This is a genomic window from Pseudomonas sp. IT-P253 (assembly GCF_949768125.1).
Classification (GTDB): Bacteria; Pseudomonadota; Gammaproteobacteria; order Pseudomonadales; family Pseudomonadaceae; genus Aquipseudomonas.
This window is the reverse complement of sequence record NZ_CATKPT010000015.1, coordinates 1-23,390: the sequence shown is the minus strand read 5'-3', so window position 1 is coordinate 23,390 and position 23,390 is coordinate 1. Positions and strand designations below refer to the sequence as shown.

Here is a 23,390-nt window from a genome sequence, read left to right as displayed (position 1 = left end):
CGATACTCTCGACGGTCTCAGTTCACAGCGGACGTCGCTTCGACATGACGCGGCAAGGTCACCCGGATACGGGTGCCGCGTTGGCTTTGAACATCAGCCGGGCTGTCGATGGTGATTTGTCCATAATGCTCTTCAACGATGGAATAGACCAGTGCAAGGCCCAGACCGGTGCCTTCGCCGGGATCCTTGGTGGTGAAGAAAGGTTCGAACAATCTATCCATGATGTTCTTCGGAATGCCGCTGCCTTCGTCTTCCACGATCAGGTCGACGGTGTGCTCGCCAGCTTCGCTTTTGACGCGCACTGCGCTGCCGGGAGGCGAGGCATCACGGGCGTTTGAGAGCAGGTTGATCAACACTTGGGCGAGGCGTTGCGGATCGCCTTCGACCCAGTGATCGGGGTCGCACAGGTTGTAGAACTGCACTTCGAAATTGCGTCGGTTCAGGGCCAGCAGGCCGATGGCATCCTGGGCCACCTCCGCCAGACAGACGGGCTCATCACTGTGCTGATGACTGCCCGCGTGGGCGAAACTCATCAGCGATTGAACGATGCGCGACACGCGTTTTGTCTGTTCGAGGATCTGTCCGCTGATTTCCTTGAGTTCGCTGTCTTCTTCGCGCTCTTCGCGCAAGTTTTGCGCGAGGCAAGCGATGCCGGTGATCGGGTTGCCGATTTCATGGGCTACGCCGGCGGCGAGTCGGCCAATGCTGGCCAGTCGCTCGGAGTGCACTAGTTTGTCTTCGAGCATCTGCGTTTCGGTCAGGTCTTCCACCAGCAACACCAAACCGCTGTTGCCCGGTGCGAGCGGTTCATCGATCGCTGCTTTGTGCAGGTTCAGCCAGCGGGTCTGGCCATCGAGGGCCAAGTGCTGTTTGTGCAAGTGTTCGTCCGGCAGGTTGATGAAACCTTGCAGCAGTTCCTTCCACGGATCGGCAATGGTGCTCAGGCGCGAGCCGACCACGCGTTGCGCGGCAATTCCGGTCAATTCCTCCATGGCTTTGTTCCACATGAGGATTTCCTGATCCTTGGCCAACGAGCAGACACCCATCGGCAATTCCTGCAAGGTCTGGCGGTGATAGCGGCGCAGGGCGTCAAGTTCGGCAGCCAGGCCGGTGAGACGTGAGTGGTAGTCTTCAAGGCGACTTTCGATGAAGTGGATGTCTTCAGTCACGTAGTTTTCGCCGCCCGCCTTATACGGCAGGAACGTCTCGACCATGTCCTGGGCCACGCTCGGCCCCATCAGGCCGGAGAGGTTGGCTTCGATCCGGTCGCGCAAACGGCGCAAGGCGTAAGGCCTGCGCTCGTCGAATGGCAGATAAAGATCGCGCAAGGCCTGTTCGACTTCTTTCTGAGCAGCCTTGGCGCCCAAAGGTTTAGCCAGTTGCGTGGCGAATTCCTGTGGCGATGCCGCGTGCAATTCGCGGCGTTGCGGGCGACGCACGTTATCCACTGCACAGGCTTCGGCGGCGCTGGCCTCTTCGGTGCTGGCATTGGTGAACAGCGAGATCAGGGTGAACATCAGCACGTTGGCGGCCAGCGATGCGATCGCCGCCATGTGCCAACTGGTGTCGTCCAGCACGTAGATCATGTTCAGCAGTGGAATATAGAAACCCTGCAGATTGCTCACCAGCGGCAGTAGCATGGTCACCAGCCACACCAGAATCCCCGCCAGCAAACCGGCGATGAAGCCTCGGCGGTTGGCGGTCGGCCAATACAGGACAGACAACACGCCGGGCAAGAATTGCAGGGTGGCGACGAAGGCGACGATGCCCAGGTTAGCCAGATCCTGTTCTGCGCCCAGCAGCAGATAGAAACCGTAGCCGGCCATGATGATCGCGACGATCAGCGCCCGGCGGGTCCACTTCAACCAGCGGTAGATATTGCCTTCGGCCGGAGGCTGATAAAGCGGCAGCACCAAATGGTTCAGCGCCATGCCGGACAATGCCAGGGTGGTCACGATGATCAGGCCGCTGGCTGCAGACAGTCCACCGACATAGGCCAATAGCGCCAGGGCCTTGCTGTTGGCGGCGATGCCAACACCCAGCGTGAAATATTCCGGATTGGTGGTGGCACCCAGCTTCAGGCCGGCCCAGAGAATCAGTGGCACTGCCAGGCTCATCAGCAGCAGGAACAGCGGCAAACCCCAGCTCGCACTGACCAGCGAGCGCGGGTTGAGGTTTTCGGTGAACGTCATGTGGTACATGTGCGGCATCACGATCGCAGACGCGAAGAACACCAGCAACAGCGTGCGCCATGGGCCTTCCTGCAACGGTGTGTGCAGGGCAGCGAGGGCTGTCTGGTTTTGCAACAGCCAGACTTCCAGCTGTTGTGGACCGTCGAACACGCCATAAAGGGCATACAGGCCGACGCCGCCGATGGCGATCAACTTGATTACCGATTCGAAGGCAATCGCGAACACCAGGCCTTCGTGTTTCTCGCGGGTAGCGATGTGGCGGGAACCGAAGAAAATCGTGAACAGCGTAATCAGCGCGCAAAAGCTCAGGGCCACGCGATGTTGCACGGGCTCACGGGTGAGAATGCCGATGGAGTCGGCGACGGCTTGAATTTGCAGGGCCAGCAACGGCAGTACGCCGATCAACATGAAGATCGTGGTCAGTGCGCCAGCCCAGGTGCTGCGGAATCGAAACGCGAACAGGTCAGCCAGGGACGACAGCTGATACGTACGGGTGATCTTCAGAATCGGGTACAGCAAAACCGGCGCCAGCAGAAATGCCCCGGAAACCCCGAGGTAGCTGGACAGGAAGCCATAGCCATATTGATAGGCCAGCCCCACCGTGCCGTAAAACGCCCAGGCACTGGCGTAAACGCCCAGCGACAGGGTGTACGTCAATGGATGGCGAATGATCGCCCGGGGGATCATGCCCCGTTCACTGATCCAGGCTACGCCGAACAGCACCGCCAGGTACGCGGCGCTGATCAGGATCATCTGGGTCAGGCTAAAGCTCATCGGCATCTTTTTGGCTCTGCAGGATGAAGGTCACGACGATCAGAATCAGCCAGAGCAGATAAGGGCGATACCAGGCGCCAGTGGCGTCGATCCACCAATCCATGATGGCCGGGGAGAACAGGTAAATCCCCACTACCAGGAGCAGGACCAAGCGATAGATGTACATCCCGGCCTCTCTTTTTTATGCGCGTGCCCGAAAACGTGCGGCGATGGTAACGGATGGGTGCGCCACTGCAAGCATGTTCACTGTAGTTGCGCTTCGGGCAGGATCAGTGTGCGCGGGATCAGCAACGCATCCCAGTGGGCAATGCCCCAGTTCAGCACTTCCCGCGGTGTTGCGTAAGCCAGTTCGGCACCCGGATTCTGCCCGAGTGCGCGCAATGCGCGCAGCAGCAAAGGCGTGGCCTGGTCTTCGGTCAGTGGCGGCGAACGGTAGGATTTACCGAGCTTGTTGCCATCGGGCTGGGTAATCAGCGGGATGTGCAAATATCGTGGCTGCGGCAGGCCGAGCAATTCCTGCAGGTAGAGCTGGCGCGGCGTGGAGTCGAGCAAGTCGGCGCCACGGACAATGTCGGTGATGCCTTGCCAGGCATCGTCCAGCACCACCGCCAATTGATAGGCGTAGAGCCCGTCGCGGCGGCGAATCACGAAATCGCCGACTTCTCGACCCAGGTGCTGGCGAAACTCGCCCTGGACCCGGTCGATGAAATGGTATTCCAGCTCGGGCACCCGCAGGCGAATCGCCGCGTTTTCAGCCTCATGGCCGGCATTGCGGCACAGCCCCGGATAAATGCCGTGATAGGGCTCAAGCTGTTTGCGCGAACAGGTGCAGGCGTAAGCCAGGCCATGATTGAACAAGCGATTGAGGACTTCGGCGTAGGCGTCGTGCCGGTCGCTCTGGCGAATCATCTCGCCGTCCCACTCGAAACCATAGCTTTCCAGCGCCTTGAGAATAGCCGCCTGAGCGCCGGGCTCTTCCCGTGGAGGATCGAGATCTTCCATGCGCACCAACCAACGACCGCCCGCTGCGCGTGCGTCGAGGTATGAGGCCAGCGCTGCGACCAGCGAACCGAAATGCAGATGTCCACTGGGCGTGGGGGCGAAGCGCCCGATGTAGGAGGGGGAGGCGATGGTGGTCATGAGGGTGATGTTACTTTTTTCCGGGCTTGCGCCAGACACTTGTGGGAGCGAGCCTGCTCGCGAAAGCGGTGTGCCAGCCAGCATTAATGTTGAAACTGAAGACCCCTTCGCGAGCAGGCTCGCTCCCACAGGTTTCCTGCCGAAGCAAATATCAGAAACAAAAACGGAGCGTTCGCACGCTCCGTTCTTCGTTCAAGTCGACGTTACTTGCCGACTTGTTTTTCCTTGATTTCCGCCAGGGTCTTGCAGTCAACGCACATGTCGGCGGTAGGGCGGGCTTCGAGGCGCTTGACCCCGATTTCGACGCCGCACGACTCGCACCAGCCATATTCTTCGTCTTCGATCAGCTGCAGCGTCTTGTCGATCTTCTTGATCAACTTGCGTTCGCGATCGCGGGCACGCAGCTCGAGGCTGAATTCTTCTTCCTGGCTGGCACGGTCTGCCGGGTCCGGGAAGTTGGCCGCTTCGTCTTTCATGTGATCAACAGTACGGTCGACTTCCTGCATCAAGTCCTGTTTCCACTTGTTCAGGATCTTGGTGAAGTGAGCGCGCATGGGTTTGCCCATGTACTCCTCGCCCTTCACTTCTTTGTAGGGTTCGAAGCCGCTGATCGACTGGTTCTGTTGTTGCTTTGCTTGGGTGGACATGAAATAGACCGCCTCTACTCTTGTAATCCATTGCGCAGGATTGCTCCATCACCGACACCTGCCGGCCCTGCGGCTGCAAGCGGGCGAACTTACCAGATCAAATCGGACCGCGCTACTCCCGGATGTCGAGGTAGTGGCCCGAGGGGCTTGCAAATGATTGCAAAGCCTTGTCTGGTGGTGATGAAGACCTGATCAATTAATGATTTTAGTCAAACCTGAAGCACTCGTTTGAGTCGTTTGTGGACAGGGCTATAACGGCTCTGACCGCTTTAGGTTCTCGCTCGTTCCTGCGCTTGGGTAGAATCGGCTTTTTTCTCCTGATGAAGGAAGACCCATGGCCCATTCCTACAGTGCCCGCAGTCGCGCGATCGAACCGTTTCATGTCATGGCATTGCTGGCGCGGGCCAATGAATTGCAAGCGGCAGGTCACGACGTGATCCACCTGGAAATCGGCGAGCCGGACTTCACCACCGCCGAGCCCATCATCCAGGCCGGTCAGGCCGCGCTGACCGCGGGCAAGACCCGTTACACCGCCGCACGTGGCATTCCTGAATTGCGTGAAGCCATTTCGGGCTTCTATCAGCAGCGTTATGGGTTGAACATCGATCCGCAGCGTATCCTCATCACGCCTGGCGGTTCTGGCGCGTTGCTGCTGGCCAGCGCCTTGCTGGTGGATCCCGGCAAACATTGGCTGCTGGCGGACCCGGGTTACCCCTGCAATCGTCACTTCCTGCGGCTGGTCGAAGGTGCGGCGCAGCTTGTTCCTGTCGGTCCGGACGTGCGCTATCAGTTGACCCCGGACCTGGTGGCCCGCCATTGGGATCACGACAGTGTTGGCGCTCTGGTGGCGTCACCAGCGAATCCGACCGGGACGATTCTGACCCGCGACGAATTGGCCGCACTGTCTGCCGCCATCAAGGAGCGCCACGGCCATCTGGTGGTGGACGAGATCTATCACGGCCTGACGTACGGCACCGAGGCGGCCAGCGTGCTGGAAGTCGATGACAGCGCTTTTGTACTCAATAGTTTCTCTAAGTATTTCGGCATGACCGGGTGGCGGCTTGGTTGGCTTGTGGCGCCCGAGGTGGCGGTTGGCGAGTTGGAAAAACTGGCGCAGAACCTCTACATCAGCGCTCCGAGCATGGCGCAGCACGCTGCGTTGGCCTGTTTTGAACCCGCGACGATCAGCATTCTCGAAGAGCGTCGCGCCGAGTTCGGGCGTCGTCGGGATTTCCTGTTGCCCGCCCTGCGTGAGCTGGGATTCAACATCGCGGTGGAACCGGAAGGCGCGTTCTACTTGTACGCCGATATCAGCAAGTTCGGCGGCGATGCCTTCGCGTTCTGCCGACATTTCCTCGAAACCGAGCACGTGGCAATTACCCCGGGCCTGGACTTCGGTCGCTTTCAGGCCGGGCATCACGTGCGCTTTGCCTACACCCAAAGCCTTCCGCGATTGCAGGAAGCCGTTGAGAGAATTGCTCGCGGCTTGAAGAGCTGGCAAGGCTGATGCGCTTTCATCCTCCTCTCGAAGAAGGGCGTCTGATTCGACGTTACAAGCGTTTTCTCGCCGATATCGAAACCGTTAGCGGCGAGTTGCTGACCATTCATTGCCCCAACACTGGCTCGATGCTCAATTGCCAGGTCGAGGGCGGGCAGGTCTGGTTCAGTCGCTCCGATGACCCCAAGCGCAAATTGCCCGGCACTTGGGAAGTCGGCGAAACCCCTCAAGGACGGCTGTTTTGCGTGAATACCGGACGTGCCAACGGCTTAATCGAAGAGGCTTTGCGGGGAGGCGTCATCACTGAGCTGAACGGCTTTACCGAGTTGAAACGCGAAGTCGCTTACGGTCAGGAAAGCAGCCGTATTGATTTCCGTCTCGATTACCCGAGCGGGCCGGCGTATGTGGAAGTCAAAAGCGTGACCCTGGGCTTCGATGCCTCAGCGGTGGCGGCGTTTCCCGACGCCGTCACGCAGCGCGGGGCCAAGCATTTGCGCGAACTCGCGCATTTGGCCCGGGACGGAATTCGCGCCGTGCAGTTGTATTGCGTAAACCTCAGCGGCATCGATGCAGTGCGTCCCGCAGAGGAAATCGACTCGGCCTACGCGGCAGCCTTGCGTGAGGCGGTGGCATGCGGAGTTGAAGTGCTGGCCTATGGCGTGCGGTTGAGCCACGAAGAAATGGTGGTCGATCGGCGTCTTGAGGTGTTGATCTAATGGTTGATCCAGATTCCTCGCTCATCCTCATGGCAAGGAACGCGGGTCAGCGATTGCCCGGCGCATGGGCCGGCGACGCATTCGCCGTCCTCGATCAGGAACAAGGCACCGTGGGTCGCACACTGGATCAGGCTGTTGCTGGGGTCAAGAAACCGGTCGGGCGTCCATTCCAGCCCGACACCCCGGTGTGGGCAGCGGTTGAGGTAGATATAGACCTGACCAGCCCGGCGCACGGCCAGCAGCTTTTGTCCGTCGATGTCGAAACCGCGGCTGCTGTCGTCAGCTAATTCGGCACCGGTACAAAGCAACTTCATGTCTATCCTCAAGTTCCGTGGCTCGTGGTCCGAGCTTGACGTTTAAATGCAAGCAATTATCAAATGTACACCCTTTCCTGCGGGGAGCAGGTGTCAGAAGCCAAGGATACTTGGCCTGTTATCTCGATGCCCGGGAAAACCTTTAAGGAAGCTGTTTATGCGCCTGAGTACCCGCATTGTAATACCGCCCCATGATCATTCTGGTTAAACCTCGCGCGTTGTTCATTGGTCTGAGCCTGTTGTGTTTGGTAGCGACCTGGTTGTCGTTGGCGTTGGGGCCAGTCAGCTTGCCATTGCTCGACACCTTGCGCGCAGTGTTGCGCATGGTCGGCCTGCCCATTGCGCCCGACGGGCTGGAGCAGGCTGAACTGATCCTGGGGCAGATTCGCTTGCCGCGAACCTTGCTGGGTTTGGCGGTTGGCGGTGTGTTGGCGCTGTCTGGCGTAGCGATGCAGGGGTTGTTTCGTAATCCGCTGGCCGATCCGGGTCTGGTAGGCGTCTCCAGTGGTGCGGCATTGGGGGCGGCGATTGCGATTGTCGGCGGCTCAGTGTTTGGCGGCTTGCCTGCATCGTTCGGACCTTATCTATTGTCGGTGTGCGCGTTTCTCGGCGGGCTGGGTGTAACGGCATTGGTGTATCGGTTGGGACGGAGCAATGGCCAGACGAACGTCGCGACCATGCTGTTGGCGGGTATCGCGTTGACGGCTTTGGCCGGTTCGACGGTAGGACTGTTCACCTACCTGGCGGATGACGCGACGCTTCGCACACTGACGTTCTGGAACCTGGGCAGTCTTAACGGTGCCAGCTATTCGCGGTTATGGCCGCTGTTGCTGGTGACCGCCGGTGTGGCGCTGTGGTTGCCGCGCCGGGCCAGGGCCTTGAACGCCTTGTTGTTGGGTGAATCGGAGGCCGGTCACCTGGGCATCAACGTCGAGGGACTCAAGCGCGAATTGGTGTTCTGCACGGCGCTGGGCGTCGGCGCGGCGGTGGCGGCAGCGGGAATGATCGGGTTTGTCGGACTGGTGGTGCCTCATTTGGTGCGATTGCTGGCGGGCCCCGATCATCGGGTGTTGTTGCCGGCGTCGGTGTTGGCCGGGGCCAGCCTCTTATTGTTTGCCGATCTGGTCGCACGCCTGGCGCTGGCGCCGGCGGAGTTGCCGATCGGGATTGTCACGGCGTTTATCGGTGCACCGTTCTTCCTGTTTTTGTTGCTACGGAGGCGCGCCTGATGTTGCGCACGCAGAATCTGCAAGTCCGTCGGGGCACAAAGACCGTTCTGACAGGTATCACGCTTGAGCTGAATCCGGGTGAGGTCCTTGGCGTATGGCCCCAACGGCGCCGGAAAAAGCACCTTGCTGGGTGCCTTATGCGGAGAATTGAAGGCTGATCAAGGCAGTGTCTGGCTTGATGAGCGCGAGTTGAGTCGTTGGGACGGGGCAGATCGAGCCCGGCGATTGGCCGTGTTGCCGCAGGTGTCGACGCTGGATTTCGCGTTTCGCGTTGAAGAAGTGGTCGGCATGGGCCGCTTGCCTTATCAAAGCGGTCAAACCCGCGATGACGAAATTGTCGCGGCTGCATTGCAGGCCGCCGATGCCGGGCACTTGAGTGGTCGCAGTTATCTGGCCTTGTCGGGTGGCGAACGTCAGCGGGTGCACCTGGCGCGAGTGCTCGCGCAGTTGTGGCCGGGTGAGGCGGGGCAGACGTTGTTGCTCGATGAACCGACGTCGATGCTCGACCCGCTGCATCAGCACATCACCTTGCAAGCGGTGCGCGAGTTCGCCGATCGTGGTGCGGCAGTGCTGGTGATCCTGCATGATCTGAACCTTGCGGCGCGCTATTGTGATCGCCTGTTGCTGCTCGAAGGTGGGCGTTCGGTGGCACTCGATACGCCGGAGCAGGTGTTGCGTCCAGAACCGCTCAAAGCGGTGTTCGGGCTGGAAGTGCTGGTACAGCGGCACCCGGAGCGTGGGCATCCGCTGATCATCGCCCGCTGAATTTTTGAGGGGGGAGTCCATGCGTGGGATTTTGATGCTGGTCTTGCTGTTGTTGAGTGCTTGCCAGCACCTGTCGGCACCGCCACCGGTTGCAGGCCAGATTCTGGACTTGCGCAGTGGGCAGGCGTTGACGGCACAGGAACTGGTTGGCCGGCTGGCCCTGCCTTCGCGGCTGATCGTGGGTGAGCAGCATGACAATCGTGACCATCATCAAGTGCAATTGTGGTTGTTGAAGGCATTGGGTGAGCAGCGACCCCAAGGCAGTCTGCTGCTGGAGATGCTCACGCCGGATCAACAACGGCGCGTCGATGATGTTCGTCTCGCTTCGACACCACCGGTGGATTTGCCCGGTGCATTAGCCTGGCAACCTGGTTGGGACTGGGATTTGTACGGGCCGATCATGCGTTTCGCGTTGACACAGCCGTACCCGCTGTTGGCGGCCAACCTCGACACCCTTGAAGTCCGTACCGTCTACGCCAAGCCGCCAGCGCTGAGCGGCTCGCGCTCTAACACCTCTTCAGTCAGGGACCAATTGCTGAAGCAAGTCAGTGAGTCCCATTGCGGTCTGCTGCCCCAGTCACAAATGCCGGCGATGCTGGCGGTCCAGCAGCAGCGTGATCGGCGTATGGCTGAGCGTCTGCTCGCGGCCCCCATGCCTTCTTTACTGTTTGCCGGCGCTTACCATGCGCGAAAGGATATCGGCGTGCCGATCCATGTGCTGGATCTGGGCGCGTCGCAAGCGCCGACAGTGTTGATGCTGGCGCAGCAGGGCAGTGAGGTCACGGCAGCCATGGCCGATTACGTTTGGTACACACCTGCGACGCCGGCGCCGGATTACTGCGCACAAATGCGCAAGCAGTTCGGCAAGTAAGAAGATAACTTTTCCACAGGCAAAAAAAGACCCGGCAAGAGCCGGGTCAAATAACCGTGATTAGCCTGATGAGGAGATATCTGAGCGTCCGAACCAAGGGCTTTTCAAATATCGGCCAGTCTCGCGACCAGCTGCGGTAATAATATCGATTCTCATTATCAAGTCAACTGCTGATTTTCGGTTTATTTGAAGTCCGCCGTCAATCCGCTCCAGAAGCCGTAATTATTGGGCTTAACCCTCTGGTTGCGGGTAACGAACCGAGTGAACTGTTTGTCCAGCCGATCCCGTTTAATTCTTGTGGCGTGACGAGATAGCTTCCAACTGTTTGTTCAAGGCATCTTTGCGCTCGGCGGGGATGTCGTTCCAATGCACGTCCATCAGCGCGCCTTCGATCGCATACAACAACACCTTGGACGCTCGAAACCCGCGCGTGCGCACGGCCCGATAAGCATCCACCGCCCCCAGACGACGCAAGTCCGAAGCACTGTGAATGCCCACGGCATGCAGCCACTGCGCTGACGTCTTGCCAAGATTCTTCAAGTGCTGCAGTTCATCATTCATCAAGCCTCCTTGCGACGGCCGAACGGAGCGTGGGCGAGCTTCTCAGGAGTGTAGCCATCAGTAGGAAAAGCGTGATTGTTTGGTCGGTTTCGACGCAAACGCTTCTAAGAGGCAAAGCCTTGATGCGTCGGGAACGTTCACGAACAGGGCAGGAAGAGAGGGACGGGAATCAGCTTTCAGGTGAAAAATGCGCAGAGTCCAGCGCGGAGCAGGCGCGCCAGACTTGTCAGTTACGGGTCGTTTTTAGCGGGAGCGATAGCGCAGGCGTGTGCCAAAATTCATCGACATCAGAATCTCGTCGGCACTCAGCTCTGGCGGAAAGTAGGCACCGGAGATTTGTGCGTGAGCCAGGCTTGCGCCTTCCAGAATCGAGTGACTGAAGTCGATGCCGCGCAAATCGGCGGAGCGGAAATAGGCATTGGAAAAGTCAACGCCATCAACATTCAGTTCGCGAAGGTCCAGCCCCCGGAAGTCGCCACCGACCATGTCGATAGGCCCATCCACAGGACGTTCCTTGTTAAAGCCTGTGATGTCGTCTTTGTGCAGCAAGGCATAAAGCGGGGTATCGAGAAGTTTCGGCTGGCTCATGTCACATTACCTGTTGGTTTTATGACGCCAGTATAGTGCCACTATTTGACAGTCGTGAAGCCGCCTGAGGCTTCACGACTGAAATACTTTCTTAGAGGCCTGGCAGGCGTTGGCGGATCTGCGCCACGACAGTATCGAGGGTTCCGCTTTCATTGGTCTGCACGCGTTTGCTGCAGAGAATCTCTGCTGGCGTCAGCGCTTCACGATTCGCTTGCTGGGCCTGGATAACGGCCAGGTTGGCATCGGACGGATCCTTTTGGTCTGCCTGACGCAGGGCCAGCCAAGCCTCGATCACCGCTTGCGGCGCATTGCAATCGAGGATCAGGAACGGTGCGCCGGTGGCCTCGGCAATTTTCGCTGCGCCGTCGCGCTGGTCGCGTTTGAGATAGGTGGCATCAACCACTACCGGGAAGCCCGCGCGCAGTATTACGGCGGCGATTTCATGCAGGCGGGTGTAGGTCGCGGCGCTGGCATCGGCACTGTAGATGCCGGCCTGCGGGTCGTTCGCGACGGTTTGCTCACCGAACAGGCGTTTGCGTTCTACGTCCGAGCGCAGTCGGATGGCACCCAATGCTTCCACCAGGCGCATGGCAACGTGGCTTTTGCCGACGGCGGAAACACCGTGGGTGATGGCCATGAAGCGCGAAGGAATGGTGCTGTAGCTTTCTGCCAGGTTGGCGTAGTTGCGGTATTGGCGCAGGGTTGTGGCACGCTGCACCGGGTCGGCCTCGGCGGGCATGCTGAACAGGCTGACTTTGGCGCGAACCAGTGCGCGGTAGGCTTTATAGAAGTTCAGCAGCTCAAGACCCTGGTAATCACCGGTCAACTCCAGGTACTGGCTGATGAAGCGGCGCGCCAGGCTCTTCAGGCCACGGTCTTCAAGGTCCATCGCCAGGAAACCGGTGTCGGCATAAACATCGGTGAATCGGAACGGCTCGTTGAACTCGATGCAGTCGAAGATCACGACCTTGCCATCGATCACAGTGGCGTTGCCCAAATGGATGTCGCCGTGGCATTCACGGATGAAGCCGTCTGCCTTGCGTTGGGCGAACAGCGGCTTGAGGCGTTCAAAGCTGCTTTCGGCCCAGGCTTGCAGCGCATCGAGTTGCAGCAGATCGGCCTTGTCGCTGAGGAATGGGCGGATCTGGTCGAAGTTCTGGCGGACCGGCGCCATCACGCTGTCCGGGGTGCCGGCTTCGTGATCGGCCGGCACTTTCGGTGCGGTGAGGTGGAACTGGGCAATCTGTTCCGCCATCTCGTCGATGTGCGCGGTGGTCAATTCGCCGTTGGCCTGCAGTGTGCTCAGCAGTTGGCTCTGTGGGAATTGACGCATTTTCAGGGCGTAATCTGCGACCGGGCCATCGCCACCCAATTGCGGAGCCTCGGCACTACCGGTGATCGGCAGCACTTCGAGGTACAAGTCATGGGTCAGACGTTGGTTCAGACGCAGCTCCTCACCACAGAAATGCTTGCGAGCGTCGAGGCTGGTGAAGTCGAGAAAGCCGAAATTCACCGGTTTCTTCACTTTATAAGCAAAGGGGCCTGTGAGGATGACCCAGGAAATATGGGTCTCGATGACCTGGAACCCGTCCACAGGATGCGGGTAGAGGGCAGGGTTTTGCAGGGCAGCGATCAGTGACTGGCTCACAGGCGATCCTTCAGAGTCTGGGAAAATTCAAGGTCGTCATTATGGCTGCAAGTCCGTCCGACGCAAACCTCGGCAGGCGTCTGTTGAGTCTGAATAAAGTGCGTATAATCCGCCGCCATGACTCGTACTCGATCCCCACGCACCCCCAAAAAACCACCTTCCAAGGGCCTGCGCCCCTGGCTGGGCTGGGCCCTTAAACTCAGTCTGGTCGGCCTTGTGGTGCTTGCCGGATTCGCGGTCTACCTCGACGCCATCGTCCAGGAGAAATTCTCCGGCAAGCGCTGGACCATCCCGGCCAAGGTGTACGCGCGCCCGCTCGAACTGTTCGTCGGACAAAAGCTGAGCAAAGACGACTTTCTGATCGAACTCGATGCCCTTGGCTATCGTCGCGAAAGCGTGGCCAACGGTCCTGGCGCCGCTTCGGTCAACGGCAATACCGTTGACCTCAACACCCGTGGCTTCCAGTTCTATGAAGGTCTGGAGCAAGCGCAACCGGTGCGGGTGCGATTCTCTGGCGACTACGTGGCTGAGCTGTCGGCGACCAACGGCTCGAAGCTATCTGTCGTGCGCCTGGAGCCGCTGCTGATTGGTGGCCTGTACCCGAAAAACCTTGAAGACCGGATCCTGATCAAGATCGATCAGGTGCCGCCTTATTTACTCGACACCCTTATAGCCGTCGAGGACCGCGACTACTATCACCACTTCGGGGTTTCGCCGAAGTCGATTGCGCGTGCGATCTGGGTCAATGGCTCGTCCGGCCACATGCGTCAGGGTGGTAGTACGCTGACCCAACAGTTGGTCAAAAACTTCTACCTGACCAACGAGCGCAGTCTGACCCGCAAACTCACCGAAGCGATGATGGCGTTGCTGCTTGAGCTGCATTATGACAAGCGCGAGATTCTTGAGGCGTACCTCAACGAAGTATTCATCGGCCAGGATGGTCAGCGTGCGGTGCATGGTTTCGGCCTGGCCAGTCAGTTCTTCTTCAGTCAGCCGCTGTCGGAGCTGAAACTGCATCAAGTCGCGTTGCTGGTGGGCATGGTCAAAGGGCCATCCTCCTACAACCCGCGTCGCTACCCGGAGCGTGCTCTCGAACGGCGCAACCTGGTGCTCGACGTACTGCAAGAGCAGGGTGTTGCCACGCCTGAGCAAGTCGAAGCTGCGAAGAAGATGCCGTTGGGCGTGACCACGCGTGGCAGTCTGGCGGATAGCTCGTTCCCGGGCTTCCTCGATCTGGTCAAGCGTCAGTTGCGCGAAGACTATCGCGATGAAGACTTGACCGAAGAAGGCCTGCGTATCTTCACCAGCTTCGACCCGATCCTGCAGATGAAAGCCGAAGCATCGGTCAACGACACCTTCAAACGTCTGGCCGGACGTAAAGGCTCTGAGGATGTCGAAGCAGCCATGGTCGTGACCAACCCGGAAACCGGCGAAGTCCAGGCCATGATCGGCAGTCGTCAGGCGAGTTATGCCGGATTCAACCGTGCACTGGATGCCGTACGCCCGATCGGTTCGTTGATCAAGCCGGCGGTTTATCTGACAGCCCTTGAGAAACCGAGTCAGTACACCTTGACCAGTTGGCTGTCGGACGAATCTTTCTCGGTCAAAGGCGCGGACGGTCAGGTCTGGAAACCGCAGAACTATGATCGTCGTTCCCATGGCACCGTTTTCCTTTACCAGGGCCTGGCACATTCCTACAACCTGTCGACCGCCCGTCTCGGGTTGGCGGTGGGCGTGCCGAATGTCTTGAAGACCCTGGGGCGCCTGGGCATAACTCGAGAGTTCCCGGCATTCCCGTCAATGTTGCTGGGGGCCGGTGGAATGACCCCGATTGAAGTGGCGACCATGTACCAGACGCTCGCCAATGGCGGTTTCAATACGCCGATGCGCGGGATCCGTAGCGTGTTGACCGCCGAAGGTGAACCGCTCAAGCGTTACCCCTTCCAGATTCAGCAGCGTTTCGATCCAGCTTCCATTTACCTGATCCAGAGCGCGATGCAGCGGGTTATGCGTGAAGGTACCGGCAGCTCGGTTTATAACGTGCTGCCGAAGACCCTGACGCTGGCCGGCAAGACCGGTACCAGTAACGATTCGCGAGACAGCTGGTTCGCAGGTTTCAGTCAGGACCTGCTGGCGGTGGTCTGGCTGGGTCGCGATGACAACGGCAAGACACCCTTCACCGGTGCCACCGGTGCGCTACAGGTCTGGACCAGTTTTATGCGCAAGGCCGATCCGCTGCCACTGGACATGCCGCAGCCAGACAACATTGTTCAGGCATGGGTCGATTCCCGTACCGGACAAGGTTCCGAAGCCAGCTGCCCAGGCGCGGTGCAGATGCCGTATATTCGCGGCAGTGAACCGCCTCCCGGCGCCGCTTGCGGTGGTGCAAGCCCGGCTTCCGGTGAAACGGTGATGGATTGGGTCAAGGGCTGGTTGAATTAAGCAAAGAGGGTTTCAAGTGAACAAGTGGTTGATTCCAGCGGTTACCGCCGTGGCTTTGCTCAGCGGTTGCTCCACCGTACAGCGCGGTTCGATTCCGGTTGTAGATTCCGGCAGCACCGTTTCCAACAGTGAGCGGATTTCGACGAATGGCGGGTTCCGTCAGACGACAGTGAAACGTCCCGTGCAGGCCCAGCCGCAGGCGATTCCACAGGGGGATAGCGGTGTGGTGGTGATGGTTCCGGGTGGTGGCGCCGTGACCTCGGCGCCGATCAGCACTGCGCCGATCACGCCTGGCCCGATTACGCCGGGTCCGATTGACACATCTCCGGTTCAGGCTGCACCGATCAATCAAGACAGCTATAGCATGCCGTCGACACCCAGCGGGATTCCTTCGGCCAATACCGGTGGCGGCCTGTCTGCGGATGAGCAGCTGGACGGTCCGGTATTGGCACTGCTGACCACTGCTCAGCAACAACAAGCCAGTGGTGACCTCAACGGTGCTTCCTCCAGCCTCGAGCGCGCCCAGCGGGTTGCGCCACGTGAGCCGCAAGTGCTCTATCGTCTGGCGCAGGTACGCATGGCTCAAGGCGATGCGGCACAGGCCGAACAGTTCGCCCGCCGTGGTCTGACGTTGGCCAATGGTCGTCCGGACCTTCAAGCCAGCCTGTGGGGATTGATCGCCCAGGCGCGCGAGAAACAAGGTGATTCCGCGGGTGCTGCGCTCGCCCGTCAGAAGGCCAAGGTTTCGCTGTGATGGACTCTCGTTTTCCGAAGATTGCCGAGCAGTTGCTGTTGATCGAACGTGAACTGCGCGTTCAGGGCTGGTGGGACGAGGTCTCACCCTCCGCTGAAGCGCTTTCCAGCGTCGAGCCGTTTTCAGTCGATACGCTGGATTTCGAACAGTGGCTGCAGTGGATCTTCCTGCCGCGCATGAAGATGATCCTCGAACAGGATTTGCCGCTGCCCAATGCCTCCGGGATTCAGGAGATGGCCGAAATGGTCTTTGCCGCCCGTAATGTCCAGGGTAAAGATCGGTACTTGCAGGTTCTGCTCAAAGAGTTCGACCAGCTGATCACTGCCTCCCGCTGATTCCGTTTCGTTGTAGAAACTGTGTAGGCGTTATGTAGGAGCTGTGTAGGAGCTGTCGAGTGATTATTGGCAGTTATCCGTAATCCGTTTCTGTGTTTCGGTGGTGCGCTCCTGGCGTTGCAGGTCGGTCAGGCGGCGCATCTCACCATCGACATCCTCCCGTAGTCGTGGATTGTTCTGCAGTTGTGCCAGGTTTGTTCGAGCCTGCTCGCAAAATACCTTTAGCTGGGCTTGCTGTTCGGCGACCTGCTTTTTCACAGTATTGTCGATGGTCTGTTGATCACCGATGGCGTTGCTGCGTGGCGGCGTGGCCGGTTTGTCGGCAGGCGAGGAGGGCATCATCACCGTTGTCGCTTCCTGGCCTTGTGGCGGTTGTGCGCCGAAGTGGGTGACGCCCTGGGGGTCGACCCATTTATAAATCTGCCCCGCCATGCACCAAGGGCTGATGAGCAGACTGATCATGAAGAGCCTTCGCATGTCATTTCCTTGCCATGAGTTGCGCAATTGAAGCTAACACAGTTGATGTTTAGCGGTTTTTTCTTGCTTTCTCATGTGCTTACTTCAATAAAGCACATAGACGACTTGACTTGCAGAGGACGAAACAGAAGAATCCAAAGTCCGCTGTAGAGGGACTGCCAGAAGCAGACCCACTCAGCAGATCATGAGGCGCACACCCGCGCCGACCTGTTACACCCGCAACGCGTTACCTCGCGCTGGGTGGGAAAGGCCCGCAACACTTGGGACGATCCCAATACTTGCTCAGTCAGTGCTGACGTAGTCGGCGACCACCGTCGCTCATGCTCTGCTGAGAAGTAAACCTATTAAGACCCGTCCTCTTTTTTGTGGGCGGTATTCTGGCGTTTTAGAGGTGAACAACGTGGAGCTTTTATCTGGCGGTGAGATGATCGTCCGCTTTTTGCGTGACGAAGGCGTCAAGTATATCTATGGGTACCCGGGCGGTGCCGCATTGCATATCTACGATGCTCTGTTCAAAGAACCAGCTGTTCAACATATCCTCGTTCGCCATGAACAGGCAGCCACTCACATGGCTGACGGCTATGCGCGCGCCACTGGCAAGGCTGGCGTTGTGCTGGTGACCTCCGGTCCCGGCGCGACCAACGTCATTACCGGCATTGCCACGGCGTACATGGACTCGATCCCGATGGTGATCCTGACCGCCCAGGTACCTAGCATGATGGTGGGTACCGATGCGTTCCAGGAAACCGACATGATCGGTATCTCCCGGCCGATCGTGAAACACAGTTTCATGATCAAGCATGCTTCGGAAATCCCGGAAGTCATGAAAAAGGCCTTCTACCTGGCGCAGTCCGGTCGTCCTGGTCCTGTCGTGGTCGACATTCCGAAAGACATGACCAACCCGGCCGAGAAGTTCGAATACATCTTCCCGAAAAAAGCCAAGCTGCGTTCCTACAGCCCGGCGGTTCGTGGCCACTCGGGCCAGATCCGCAAGGCCGTGGAAATGTTGTTGGCGGCCAAGCGGCCAATCATCTATGCCGGCGGCGGCGTCATTCTGGGTAACGGCTCCGCGCCGTTGACCGAATTGGCGCAACTGCTGAACGCACCGGTCACCAATACCTTGATGGGCCTTGGCGCCTATCCGGGCAGCGACCGCCAGTTCCTCGGCATGCTCGGTATGCACGGCAGCTACACCGCCAACCTGGCGATGCACCATGCGGACGTGATCCTGGCTGTTGGCGCGCGCTTCGATGACCGTGTTATCAACGGCGCATCGAAATTCTGCCCAAGCGCCAAGATCATCCACATCGATATCGACCCGGCTTCGATCTCCAAGACCATCAAGGCTGACGTTCCTATCGTAGGCCCGGTGGAAAGTGTATTGACCGAAATGGTCGCTACCTTCAAAGAAATCGGCGAGACCCCTAACAAGGACTCGGTCGCTGCCTGGTGGAAGCAAGTTGAAGAGTGGCGCGGTGATCGCGACATGTTCCCTTACAACAAGGGTGACGGCAGCATCATCAAGCCACAGACCGTGATCGAAACCCTGCACGAAGTGACCAAGGGCGATGCCTATGTGACTTCCGACGTTGGGCAGCACCAAATGTTCGCGGCGCAGTACTACCGCTTCAACAAGCCGAATCGCTGGATCAACTCCGGCGGCCTGGGCACGATGGGCTTTGGTTTCCCGGCAGCAATGGGCGTGAAACTGAACTTCCCGGACGCAGATGTGGCGTGTGTGACCGGTGAAGGCAGCATCCAGATGAATATCCAGGAGCTGTCGACTTGCCTGCAGCACGATTTGCCGGTAAAGATCGTCCTGCTCAATAACGGCGTGCTTGGCATGGTCCGTCAGTGGCAGGACATGAGCTACGGCGCACGTCACTCGCACTCCTACATGGAATCGTTGCCGGACTTCGTCAAATTGGCCGAGGCCTATGGTCACGTCGGTATGCGCATCACGGACTTGAAGGATTTGAAGCCGATGATGGAGCAAGCATTCGCCATGAAGGATCGCCTGGTGTTCATCGACATCAAAGTCGACGCCGGCGAACACGTCTACCCGATGCAGATCAAAGACGGCTCCATGCGTGATATGTGGCTGAGCAAGACGGAGCGTACTTAATCATGCGGCACATTATTTCCTTGCTTCTGGAAAACGAACCCGGCGCTCTGTCTCGTGTAGTCGGCCTGTTCTCGCAGCGCAACTACAACATCGAAAGCCTGACGGTGGCGCCAACCGAAGACCCGACTCTGTCGCGTCTGACGCTGACCACTGTCGGCCACGATGAAGTCATCGAGCAGATCACCAAGAACCTGAACAAGCTGATCGAAGTGGTCAAATTGGTCGACCTGTCGGAAAGTGCTCACATCGAGCGCGAACTGATGCTGGTCAAGGTCAAGGCTACCGGCGCCCAACGCGCCGAGATCAAACGCACTACCGATATATACCGTGGGCAGATCGTCGATGTCAGCGCTAGCGTGTATACCGTTCAACTGACCGGTACCAGCGACAAGCTCGACAGCTTCATTCAGTCCATTGGCACCGCCTCGATTCTGGAAACCGTCCGTAGCGGCGTAACCGGTATTGCCCGCGGCGACAAAGTACTCAGCATCTAAACCAAATTAGCGAATGGCCTGAACGGCCTGGATATATAGGGGAATTTCATGAAAGTTTATTACGAAAAAGACTGCGACCTGTCGATCATCCAGGGCAAGAAAGTTGCCATCATTGGTTACGGTTCCCAAGGCCACGCTCAAGCGTGCAACCTGAAAGACTCCGGCGTTGACGTCACTGTTGGTCTGCGTAAAGGTTCGGCCACTGTTGCCAAAGCCGAAGCTCACGGCCTGAAAGTGACTGACGTTGCTTCTGCCGTGGCTGCTGCCGACCTGGTCATGATCCTGACCCCGGATGAGTTCCAGTCTGCCCTGTACAAAAATGAAATCGAGCCGAACATCAAGAAAGGCGCCACTCTGGCCTTCTCCCACGGCTTCGCGATCCACTACAACCAGGTTGTTCCGCGCGCTGACCTCGACGTGATCATGATCGCGCCGAAAGCACCGGGTCACACCGTGCGGTCCGAGTTCGTCAAAGGCGGCGGTATTCCTGACCTGATCGCGATCTATCAGGATGCTTCCGGCAACGCCAAAAACGTTGCACTGTCCTACGCAGCTGGCGTCGGTGGCGGTCGTACCGGCATCATCGAAACCACCTTCAAGGACGAGACCGAAACCGACCTGTTCGGCGAACAAGCCGTTCTGTGCGGCGGTACCGTTGAACTGGTTAAAGCCGGTTTCGAAACACTGGTTGAAGCCGGCTACGCGCCGGAAATGGCCTACTTCGAATGCCTGCACGAACTGAAGCTGATCGTTGATCTCATGTACGAAGGCGGTATCGCCAACATGAACTATTCGATCTCCAACAACGCTGAGTACGGCGAGTACGTGACGGGTCCGGAAGTGATTAACGCCGAATCCCGTCAGGCCATGCGCAACGCCCTGAAACGTATTCAGGACGGCGAATACGCCAAGATGTTCATCAGCGAAGGCGCTACCGGCTATCCTTCGATGACCGCCAAGCGTCGTAACAACGCCGCTCACGGTATCGAAATCATCGGCGAGCAACTGCGCTCCATGATGCCGTGGATCGGTGCCAACAAGATCGTCGACAAAGCCAAAAACTAAGTCACGCACTTGTACGGAAGACGCGGCCTAGGCCGCGTTTTTTCGTTTGGCCGGTCGTTCTGGTATAAAGCTGCAGCGTTTGTGGCCGAACCGTCGTCCCAGACACCTGTCGAAACTTTCCACCCCGTTGCAAGGTAATGTCCATGAGCGAACGTCCCGAAGAGCCAAACCAGGCTTCTGACGCCGAAAGTCTGCTGCCCATCGATGAACATATCGAAGAAGGGCACGACGCTGAAGGCCGTAAAGTCCGGCATCGTGGTATCTATCTTCTGCCAAATCTGTTCACCACTGCGAACCTGTTCGCAGGGTTTTACTCCATCATCAACTCGATGAGCGCCCAAAGCGCCTTGAGTGCCGGTGATTCAATTGGCGCAAGCAAGTATTTTGCTTTTGCCGCCATCGCGATTTTTGTCGCCATGGTGCTCGATGGCCTTGATGGTCGTGTTGCCCGTATGACGAATACCCAGAGTGCCTTCGGTGCCGAATACGACTCACTGTCGGACATGGTCGCCTTTGGTGTCGCGCCGGCATTGCTGGCATTTGGCTGGGCCTTGGGCGACATGGGCAAAGTCGGCTGGATGGTTGCCTTCATCTATGTTGCTGGCGCGGCATTGCGTCTGGCGCGGTTCAATACTCAGGTCGGCACCGCGGACAAGCGCTACTTCATTGGCCTGGCCAGTCCGGCTGCTGCTGGCGTGGTTGCGGGTATCGTCTGGGCGTTCAGCGATTACGGGATCCAGGGTTCCAAGATGTCCTTCCTGGTTGCACTGATGGTCGCGGCTGCCGGCATGCTGATGGTCAGTAATATCAAGTACAACAGCTTCAAGGAACTGGATCTGAAAGGGCGCGTACCTTTCGTGGCAATCCTGGCTGTAGTGTTGGTGTTTGCCGTCGTATTCAGCGATCCGCCGCGCATTCTGCTCCTGGTTTTCCTCGCGTATGCGGCGTCTGGCCCGGTTCAATATCTGTTACGTCTTCGTCGGCGCAAAAACGCCGAGTGACCTGATTTCCCTCATACTCCGCAGTCTATTGGTGCACTGTCCTCCAATACTGCGGAGTTGCCATGCTGATCAAAATCCCCAAGGCGTCTGACTGTCATGAGTCGGACGTCACGCCTGAATCCTTCTATCTATCTCGCCGTAATGTGCTCGGTGCTGCCGTTGCCGGTTTGGCTGTGGGCTGCTTGCCGCATTGGGCCGTTGCCGAAGATGCCGCACGATATGCAGCTGTCGAGGCTGGCAACGCGCCTTCCTGGTTTGCCGAAAAACTTCCTTCTACTCAATGGGGCGCGGTCAACGTCAAGGATGAGGCGATCACGCCATTCAAGGATGCGACCCATTACAACAACTTCTATGAGTTCGGCACTGATAAAGGCGATCCGGCGGCCAATGCCGGCGCGCTGAAGACTGAACCGTGGAGCGTAGTGATAGACGGGGAGGTGGGTAAACCGGGGCGGTATGCGCTGGAGGACTTCATGAAGCCTTACCAGTTAGAGGAGCGGGTCTATCGCCTTCGTTGCGTGGAGGCGTGGTCGATGGTCATTCCATGGATCGGATTTCCCGTCTCTGCCTTGCTGAATATCGTCGAACCGACCTCTAAGGCAAAGTTTATTCGCTTCGAGACCCTGCAGGATCCCGAGAGCATGCCGGGACAGCGTTCCGGTTTTGCCTTGATCGACTGGCCTTATGTCGAAGGACTGCGTCTGGATGAGGCGATGAACCCGTTGGCAATTCTTGCGGTGGGTATGTACGGGCGGGAATTGCCTAATCAGAACGGCGCACCTCTGCGTTTGGTGGTGCCGTGGAAGTATGGCTTCAAGAGCGTCAAATCCATCGTTCGGATCAGTCTGGTCAGCGAGCAGCCGAAAACGACCTGGCAGAGCATTGCTGCGGATGAGTATGGTTTTTATGCGAACGTGAATCCGACAGTCGATCACCCGCGCTGGACTCAGGCTCGGGAGCGGCGTTTACCGAGTGGTCTGTTCAAGCCCAATGTGCGAGACACGCAGATGTTCAATGGCTACTCGGATGAAGTCGCTTCTTTATATGCAGGCCTCGATCTTCGGAAGAATTACTGATGCGGTATTCGTTCTGGCGTATCGGCGTTTTCATTTCTGCAGTCGTTTGGCCGCTGCTTTGGTTGTACCAAGCCTGGGCAAATGCGCTTGGGCCTGATCCGGGCAAGGTGTTGGTTGACCGATTGGGGTTGGGGGCGCTGATTCTTTTGCTGGTTACGCTAAGCATGACACCGTTGCAAAAGCTTACGGGGTGGGCGGGGTGGATTGCTGTTCGACGGCAACTGGGTTTGTGGTGCTTTGCTTATGTGGTTTTGCATCTGAGCGGTTATACGGCGTTCATTCTTGGGTTTGATTGGTCGCAGCTAGGCGTCGAGCTGCATAAGCGGCCGTACATTATCGTTGGTGCGCTGGGGTTTCTCTGTTTGCTGGCGCTGGCGGCGACTTCGAATCGCTATAGTCAGCGGCGTTTGGGTGTTCGTTGGAAGACGCTGCATCGTCTGGCCTATTTGATTCTCGGGCTTGGGCTACTGCATATGTTGTGGATCGTGCGTGCCGATCTGAAGGAGTGGGCAGCCTATGCCTCTATAGGAGGATTACTGCTATTACTGCGTATACCTGCGGTTACCCGTCGAGTCCCGCATTTAATGGCTAAAAAGGCACCTTCCGCAAGAAAGGCGTAATTAAGGGTTGACGGCAGATTCCAGACGTCTATAATTCGCCCCACTTCCGGCGCAGTCA

At 58.3% G+C, this 23,390-nt stretch carries 22 protein-coding genes and 1 pseudogene; 14 read left to right on the top strand and 9 right to left on the bottom strand.

Going from position 1 to position 23,390, the window contains the following annotated elements; translation table 11 throughout:
• Window positions 1–17: 17 nt before the first annotated feature.
• From ACM6IR_RS10130 to dksA, 4 genes are all read right to left on the bottom strand, one after another.
• Complete coding sequence (locus tag ACM6IR_RS10130) at window positions 18–2,972, bottom strand: sensor histidine kinase (RefSeq protein WP_414907590.1); 2,955 nt, start codon at window positions 2,970–2,972, stop codon at window positions 18–20.
• Window positions 2,956–3,132 carry a hypothetical protein gene (locus ACM6IR_RS10125; protein WP_003176118.1) on the bottom strand — a complete coding sequence of 59 codons (177 nt, stop codon included), beginning with the start codon at window positions 3,130–3,132 and terminating at the stop codon, window positions 2,956–2,958. The genes ACM6IR_RS10130 and ACM6IR_RS10125 overlap by 17 nt, the downstream gene beginning before the upstream one ends.
• A gap of 77 nt (window positions 3,133–3,209) precedes the next feature.
• Complete coding sequence (gluQRS, locus tag ACM6IR_RS10120; protein ID WP_414907589.1) at window positions 3,210–4,106, bottom strand: tRNA glutamyl-Q(34) synthetase GluQRS; 897 nt, start codon at window positions 4,104–4,106, stop codon at window positions 3,210–3,212.
• A gap of 203 nt (window positions 4,107–4,309) precedes the next feature.
• Window positions 4,310–4,753 (bottom strand): RNA polymerase-binding protein DksA, encoded by a 444-nt coding sequence (gene dksA, locus ACM6IR_RS10115; protein WP_008153293.1) that lies wholly within the window; start codon window positions 4,751–4,753, stop codon window positions 4,310–4,312.
• Between the two features lie 334 nt (window positions 4,754–5,087).
• Here dksA and ACM6IR_RS10110 point away from each other — a divergent pair, with 334 nt between their 5' ends.
• Both ACM6IR_RS10110 and sfsA read left to right on the top strand, forming a co-directional pair.
• On the top strand, window positions 5,088–6,260 hold the full coding sequence (locus ACM6IR_RS10110) for a pyridoxal phosphate-dependent aminotransferase (protein ID WP_414907588.1): 1,173 nt from the start codon (window positions 5,088–5,090) through the stop codon (window positions 6,258–6,260).
• On the top strand, window positions 6,260–6,967 hold the full coding sequence (gene sfsA / locus ACM6IR_RS10105; RefSeq protein ID WP_414907587.1) for a DNA/RNA nuclease SfsA: 708 nt from the start codon (window positions 6,260–6,262) through the stop codon (window positions 6,965–6,967). Before ACM6IR_RS10110 ends, sfsA begins: the two co-directional genes overlap by 1 nt.
• Here sfsA and ACM6IR_RS10100 read toward each other — a convergent pair.
• Window positions 6,964–7,281, bottom strand: coding sequence for a Rieske (2Fe-2S) protein (locus ACM6IR_RS10100; RefSeq protein ID WP_414907586.1), 318 nt, complete (start codon window positions 7,279–7,281; stop codon window positions 6,964–6,966). The genes sfsA and ACM6IR_RS10100 overlap by 4 nt on opposite strands.
• Before the next feature lie 245 nt (window positions 7,282–7,526).
• On the opposite strand from ACM6IR_RS10100, the gene ACM6IR_RS10095 reads away from it, so the two are divergent.
• From ACM6IR_RS10095 to ACM6IR_RS10085, 3 genes and pseudogenes are all read left to right on the top strand, one after another.
• The gene (locus ACM6IR_RS10095) at window positions 7,527–8,510 is read left to right on the top strand and encodes a FecCD family ABC transporter permease (RefSeq protein ID WP_414907644.1); all 984 of its coding nucleotides are present in this window, start codon (window positions 7,527–7,529) and stop codon (window positions 8,508–8,510) included.
• Window positions 8,510–9,275: pseudogene (locus ACM6IR_RS10090) on the top strand (heme ABC transporter ATP-binding protein). The gene ACM6IR_RS10095 and the pseudogene ACM6IR_RS10090 overlap by 1 nt, the downstream one beginning before the upstream one ends.
• A 19-nt stretch (window positions 9,276–9,294) precedes the next feature.
• Window positions 9,295–10,146, top strand: a complete 852-nt coding sequence (locus ACM6IR_RS10085) for a ChaN family lipoprotein (protein WP_414907585.1) — start codon at window positions 9,295–9,297, stop codon at window positions 10,144–10,146.
• A gap of 288 nt (window positions 10,147–10,434) precedes the next feature.
• On the opposite strand, the gene ACM6IR_RS10080 is transcribed toward ACM6IR_RS10085, so the two are convergent.
• The 3 genes from ACM6IR_RS10080 to ACM6IR_RS10070 all read right to left on the bottom strand — a co-directional run bounded on the left by ACM6IR_RS10080 (window position 10,435) and on the right by ACM6IR_RS10070 (window position 12,943).
• Window positions 10,435–10,707 (bottom strand): TfoX/Sxy family protein, encoded by a 273-nt coding sequence (locus ACM6IR_RS10080; protein WP_003228231.1) that lies wholly within the window; start codon window positions 10,705–10,707, stop codon window positions 10,435–10,437.
• 243 nt (window positions 10,708–10,950) lie between these two features.
• Window positions 10,951–11,295, bottom strand: coding sequence for a pentapeptide repeat-containing protein (locus ACM6IR_RS10075; RefSeq protein ID WP_414907584.1), 345 nt, complete (start codon window positions 11,293–11,295; stop codon window positions 10,951–10,953).
• Between the two features lie 91 nt (window positions 11,296–11,386).
• The gene (locus ACM6IR_RS10070) at window positions 11,387–12,943 is read right to left on the bottom strand and encodes an AAA family ATPase (protein ID WP_414907583.1); all 1,557 of its coding nucleotides are present in this window, start codon (window positions 12,941–12,943) and stop codon (window positions 11,387–11,389) included.
• A 117-nt stretch (window positions 12,944–13,060) separates the two neighbouring features.
• Here ACM6IR_RS10070 and mrcB point away from each other — a divergent pair, with 117 nt between their 5' ends.
• The 3 genes from mrcB to ACM6IR_RS10055 are packed head-to-tail and all read left to right on the top strand — an operon-like array spanning window position 13,061 to window position 16,474.
• The gene (gene mrcB / locus ACM6IR_RS10065; protein ID WP_414907582.1) at window positions 13,061–15,385 is read left to right on the top strand and encodes a penicillin-binding protein 1B; all 2,325 of its coding nucleotides are present in this window, start codon (window positions 13,061–13,063) and stop codon (window positions 15,383–15,385) included.
• A gap of 16 nt (window positions 15,386–15,401) precedes the next feature.
• Window positions 15,402–16,139, top strand: a complete 738-nt coding sequence (locus tag ACM6IR_RS10060; protein ID WP_414907581.1) for a tetratricopeptide repeat protein — start codon at window positions 15,402–15,404, stop codon at window positions 16,137–16,139.
• Window positions 16,139–16,474: a YqcC family protein gene (locus ACM6IR_RS10055; RefSeq protein ID WP_414907580.1), complete on the top strand. Its 336-nt coding sequence runs from the start codon at window positions 16,139–16,141 to the stop codon at window positions 16,472–16,474. Before ACM6IR_RS10060 ends, ACM6IR_RS10055 begins: the two co-directional genes overlap by 1 nt.
• A gap of 63 nt (window positions 16,475–16,537) precedes the next feature.
• Here the strand turns inward: ACM6IR_RS10055 and ACM6IR_RS10050 are convergent, their stop codons facing one another.
• Complete coding sequence (locus ACM6IR_RS10050; protein WP_414907579.1) at window positions 16,538–16,951, bottom strand: DUF4124 domain-containing protein; 414 nt, start codon at window positions 16,949–16,951, stop codon at window positions 16,538–16,540.
• A 400-nt stretch (window positions 16,952–17,351) separates the two neighbouring features.
• On the opposite strand from ACM6IR_RS10050, the gene ACM6IR_RS10045 reads away from it, so the two are divergent.
• From ACM6IR_RS10045 to msrQ, 6 genes are all read left to right on the top strand, one after another.
• A complete protein-coding gene (locus ACM6IR_RS10045) occupies window positions 17,352–19,076 on the top strand; it encodes an acetolactate synthase 3 large subunit (protein WP_414907578.1) in 1,725 nt (574 codons plus the stop codon).
• 2 nt (window positions 19,077–19,078) lie between these two features.
• Window positions 19,079–19,570 carry an acetolactate synthase small subunit gene (ilvN, locus tag ACM6IR_RS10040; RefSeq protein ID WP_003176102.1) on the top strand — a complete coding sequence of 164 codons (492 nt, stop codon included), beginning with the start codon at window positions 19,079–19,081 and terminating at the stop codon, window positions 19,568–19,570.
• Between the two features lie 48 nt (window positions 19,571–19,618).
• Entirely contained in the window at window positions 19,619–20,635 is a 1,017-nt protein-coding gene (gene ilvC / locus ACM6IR_RS10035; RefSeq protein WP_007948647.1) for a ketol-acid reductoisomerase, read from the top strand.
• Window positions 20,636–20,778: 143 nt separating this feature from the next.
• Window positions 20,779–21,636, top strand: a complete 858-nt coding sequence (gene pssA, locus ACM6IR_RS10030) for a CDP-diacylglycerol--serine O-phosphatidyltransferase (RefSeq protein ID WP_414907577.1) — start codon at window positions 20,779–20,781, stop codon at window positions 21,634–21,636.
• 62 nt (window positions 21,637–21,698) lie between these two features.
• Window positions 21,699–22,712: a protein-methionine-sulfoxide reductase catalytic subunit MsrP gene (msrP, locus tag ACM6IR_RS10025; protein WP_414907576.1), complete on the top strand. Its 1,014-nt coding sequence runs from the start codon at window positions 21,699–21,701 to the stop codon at window positions 22,710–22,712.
• Window positions 22,712–23,332, top strand: coding sequence for a protein-methionine-sulfoxide reductase heme-binding subunit MsrQ (gene msrQ / locus ACM6IR_RS10020; protein WP_414907575.1), 621 nt, complete (start codon window positions 22,712–22,714; stop codon window positions 23,330–23,332). The genes msrP and msrQ overlap by 1 nt, the downstream gene beginning before the upstream one ends.
• Window positions 23,333–23,390: the final 58 nt, after the last annotated feature.